Source organism: Deltaproteobacteria bacterium (genome assembly GCA_030654105.1).
In the GTDB taxonomy this organism is placed as follows: domain Bacteria; phylum Desulfobacterota; class SM23-61; order SM23-61; family SM23-61; genus JAHJQK01.
This window is the reverse complement of record JAURYC010000313.1, coordinates 1-4,239: the sequence shown is the minus strand read 5'-3', so window position 1 is coordinate 4,239 and position 4,239 is coordinate 1. Positions and strand designations below refer to the sequence as shown.

At 48.7% G+C, this 4,239-nt stretch carries 5 protein-coding genes; 4 read left to right on the top strand and 1 reads right to left on the bottom strand.

The window, feature by feature from the left end; genetic code table 11:
* Window positions 1-33: 33 nt before the first annotated feature.
* Window positions 34-474, bottom strand: a complete 441-nt coding sequence (tnpA, locus tag Q7V48_13740) for an IS200/IS605 family transposase (protein ID MDO9211789.1) — start codon at window positions 472-474, stop codon at window positions 34-36.
* A 69-nt stretch (window positions 475-543) separates the two neighbouring features.
* Between tnpA and Q7V48_13735 the strand changes: the two genes are divergently transcribed.
* From Q7V48_13735 to Q7V48_13720, 4 genes are all read left to right on the top strand, one after another.
* Entirely contained in the window at window positions 544-723 is a 180-nt protein-coding gene (locus tag Q7V48_13735) for a type II toxin-antitoxin system HicB family antitoxin (protein MDO9211788.1), read from the top strand.
* 199 nt (window positions 724-922) lie between these two features.
* The gene (locus Q7V48_13730) at window positions 923-2,815 is read left to right on the top strand and encodes an aldehyde ferredoxin oxidoreductase family protein (protein ID MDO9211787.1); all 1,893 of its coding nucleotides are present in this window, start codon (window positions 923-925) and stop codon (window positions 2,813-2,815) included.
* Window positions 2,816-2,931: 116 nt separating this feature from the next.
* Complete coding sequence (locus Q7V48_13725; GenBank protein ID MDO9211786.1) at window positions 2,932-3,075, top strand: hypothetical protein; 144 nt, start codon at window positions 2,932-2,934, stop codon at window positions 3,073-3,075.
* Window positions 3,076-3,483: 408 nt separating this feature from the next.
* The coding region (locus Q7V48_13720) for a nitronate monooxygenase (protein MDO9211785.1) at window positions 3,484-4,239 on the top strand (756 nt) is incomplete at its 3' end.

Here is a 4,239-nt window from a genome sequence, read left to right as displayed (position 1 = left end):
ACTAAACAACCCTCGACTATAAGTCGAGGGGTTTTATGAAGGGTCGATTTCAAATCGACTATCATCCGTAACCGGTTCGCCTTCTTGCTCTTGAATATACTGTTGTATAAGCTCATCTGTAATATTGCCCGAGCTAACGGCGAGGTATCCACGTGCCCAGAGATGTCTACCCCAAAATTGTTTCTTCAGGTGTGGAAACTCCGAAAGAAGTATCCGGGAACTTATACCTTTGAGCCACTGCACGATCTTGCTGATATCTTGCATAGGTCGATAGGCAACAAACATATGGACATGATCGATCGATACCTTACCCGTTATGATGTCAATCTCATGTTCCAGAGCAATCTGCCGCAGAACATCACGGGTCCGTATCGCTACGGGACCAGTCAACACCCGCTTCCGATATTTGGGAAGCCAGATCAGGTGTACCTTGAGGTCTGTTTTGGTATGTGCGCCCAGTTGGTAACGTCGCATAGCGACAGATTATACTTTTCTTCGCCTAAAGGCGAGGGATTTCAACCATCCCCGAAAGGGACATTAAAAATGGTTTATTGGAAAGGTAAAAAATTTTGGGTGGGAAAGCTTCTTGAATATCCTGACATAATGACCCAAGGCAAGACTCTGAAAGAACTTGAAGAAAATATGAAAGAAGCTTACATGCTTATGACAATGGAAGAAGTTCCGGAAGAGCATAAAGATAAAGAGCTCACCCTCGCAGTATGAAGAGAAAGGACCTTATCAAACAAATCACTTCTATCGGATGCGTTCTCCTGAGACATGGTCAGCGACACGACCTATTCAACGCTCACAAAGTTGACTATGTGGAAAAGGGGGACAGGCTCAAAGCTGGTCAAGCGATATGCAGCTTCTAAGGGTTTTTTAAAAAATTTAATACATCTTTAGATAGGGAGATCTTGTAGGCATGGAAAACAAAACTTTACTCGGTTACAACGGGCGCATCCTTCGGGTAAACTTGAATGAACGCAAGATATCAGTTGAGGAGCCTCCCGCCGGTTACTACCAGCGGTACCTTGGTGGAAGGGGTTTTATTGCACCGACTTTATTGCAGGAGATGCCCGCAAAAGTGGACCCCCTCGGGCCGGATAACCAATTGGTTTTTGCCTTGGGGCCATTGACGGGGATGCCCTTTCCCGGTTCGGGCCGGAATAGTGTTGGGGCTAAATCCCCCTTAACCTTCGCTTTCGGAGAGGCAGAGGCCGGAGGTTTCTGGGGTGCTGAACTGAAAAGAGCCGGATTTGATGCCATTATCATTTCCGGAATTTCCAACGCCCCTATTTTTTTATGGATCCAGGACGGCCAAGTTGAGCTACGCGATGCCGGCCACTTGTGGGGCATGGAGGTGGCCCCGGCTCACTTGGCCATTCAAAAAGAGCTTGGAGACCAGCAGATCCGCACAGCCATCATCGGCCCTGCGGGAGAAAAATTAATTCGCTTTGCTTGCATTCTAAACGATATCACTCATGCGGCCGGGCGAACGGGTCTGGGGGCTGTGATGGGCTCTAAGAAATTAAAAGCCATCGCCGTCCGCGGGCGCAATACTCCCCAGATGGCCGACCAGAAAGTCATCGCCGATCTCGGTCGCTGGATGTCACAAAATTTTAAGGAAAAAGCTGCGGTTTGGAAGTACGGGACGGGTCACATGATGGAAGGTTACAGCCTGGCAGGAAATTTGCCCACCCTCAATTTTCAAGACGGCGGATTTGAGGAGGTAAAAAAAATAACGGCGCAGGCAGTCTGTGATCAATTCAGGGTGGAAATGTACGGATGCTATGCTTGTCCCATCCGTTGTAAAAAAAGAGTTAAAGTCGACAGCCCATATTTTGTAGATCCGATCTACGGGGGTCCGGAATATGAAACGCTGGCCGCTTTTGGCTCGAATTGCGGAATCTCGGATCCTATAGCCATCTGCAAAGCCCACGAGATCTGCAATCGGAACGGGATCGACACCATATCGGCAGGCGTCACTGTTTCCTTTGCCATGGAATGTTTTGAAAAAGGGCTCCTCACTGCCAAGGATACGGGCGGGATTGAATTGCGCTTTGGAAATGGGGAGGCCATGCTGAAAATGCTGGAACAAATCGTTCAAAAGCAAGGGTTGGGCGCTTTGCTTGCCGAGGGCTCCCGGCTGGCAGCAAAGCAGATCGGGCGCGGATCCGAGGAATTTGCTATCCATGTTAAGGGGCTGGAAGTTCCCATGCATGATCCCCGTCTGAAACAGGGAATGGGTCTCCATTACAGCGTCCATCCCGCAGGAGCAGATCACGTTTCGGGTGTCCATGATACTTTATTGGAAAAAGGACCGCAATTTGAGGAATGGTCGGCGATCGATGTGAATGAATCTATACCCAGTACAGAACTAAGTCCTCGGAAAGCCCGTTTGGTGTATCAGTTCGGCCTCTGGAGGCATTTGCCAAATTATCTTGGCCTATGCGTATTGGTCCCTTATAGTTCAAAACAAATCTTGGATGCCGTAGAGGCAGTAACCGGCTGGCCCATGAGCTACTGGAGGCTCATGAAAACGGTCGAACGGGGAATCACCCTGGCTAAAATCTTTAATGTTCGTGAAGGATTCACCCTTGCCGATGATCTTCTGCCTCCGCGCTTCAGTGCCTCACAGAGAGGAGGAAATTTGAAGGGAGTCACGGTAGATCCTGACAAATTATCTGAGGCGCAAAAACTTTATTTCCAGATGCTGGGTTGGGATGAACAGGGGATTCCTACCAGGGCCAGATTGGTGGAGTTGGATATCGCCTGGGCTCTCGCGTATCTGAATTTTTCCCCTAAAAAGATATGATGGAGAATAAGGATATCATTACCGTAATGGTGCGATCTTTCATCCCCCCTCAGGAGTCCGTAAAAGGGTATGAACTGGGGAGACCTTTTAAAATTGAAATGCCAAGAGGTATAACCTTGGAAGGATTAGCCCAAAGGATTCTTTCCAAAAATATCAATCAATTAGGAATTATGGCGGTAAATGGTGAAGTCGCCAAGAAAAACCTGGTTTTGGCGCCAGGAGATAAAATAGATTTATACGCTTTACTCGATGGAGGGTAAATGGCTGGCCAAATTGCACTTCACTTCAATCCCTCTTGGGAGTATGTTCTCCCTGGAATTGATATATACCATTGGGTCAAATACAAATTTGCCAGGTGGCAAAATTTTTTCTTGACAAGAGGAAATTCTCAGGTTAAAGATAGTTGTATTTTCCACGGGGGAGAAACCGTTTTATGGGTCAGGCCGTGAGCGCATACCGATTGCTTAGCTTGTTGTTGGGCCTCGTCCTTAAAGGCTGCCCACTGCCTGAACGTTCCAGTTGAACCCCAGTATATAATTGAGAACGATTCAGGCCGTGGGCAGAACCCCACGGCCTGATTTTTTTGGGGGCCGTGAGACTGCTTCTCACGGCCTTTTTGTAACTATTGACCTGCATGGTTAAAGTGGAATTCTAAAAAAGGGGGCTTTATGAAAACAAGAATAACCGACCTGCTCGGGATAAAACAACCCATCATTCAGGGGGCCATGTCTTGGGTATCTTTCCCTCCTCTGGTTGCCGCCGTATCTAACGCCGGAGGCCTGGGAATCTTGGGGGCTGCCTTTATGTCTCCCGAGGAGCTCCGGCAAAATATCAGAAAGATTAAAGGAGCAACGGATAAACCTTTCGGGGTGAACTTCATGCCCGACAATCCCCGCATTGAGGAATTATTGGATGTCATCATCGAAGAAAAAGTACCCGTGGCGAGTTACGGCAAAGGAAATCCCAAAAAGATTATCGAGCGGACCAAACCTCACGGGATTATCAATATGCCGACCATGGGGTCATTAAAACATGCGCTGCGGGCCGAAAAGGACGGAGCAGACGCAGTGATCGTCCAGGGGACGGAAGGCGGCGGCCATACGGGATTTGTATCCACTTTGGTCCTCATACCGATTGTGGCCAGCAAGGTCAAAATCCCTATCATAGCCGCAGGTGGGATTGGGAATGCCCGGGGAATGGTCGCGGCTTTAGCTCTTGGTGCCGAGGGCATATCCATGGGCAGCCGCTTCATCGTCACTCAGGAAGCGCCGGTCCCTCTCCATGTGAAGCAATATCTGGTCGATAAAACAGAAGAGGATACCATCGTAACTGACAACCTCACTGGGGTGCGCTGCCGGGTCATTAATAATGGATTCGCCAAAAACATGCTGGACATGGTTCAGAAAAAGGTTGATCCCTGGGAA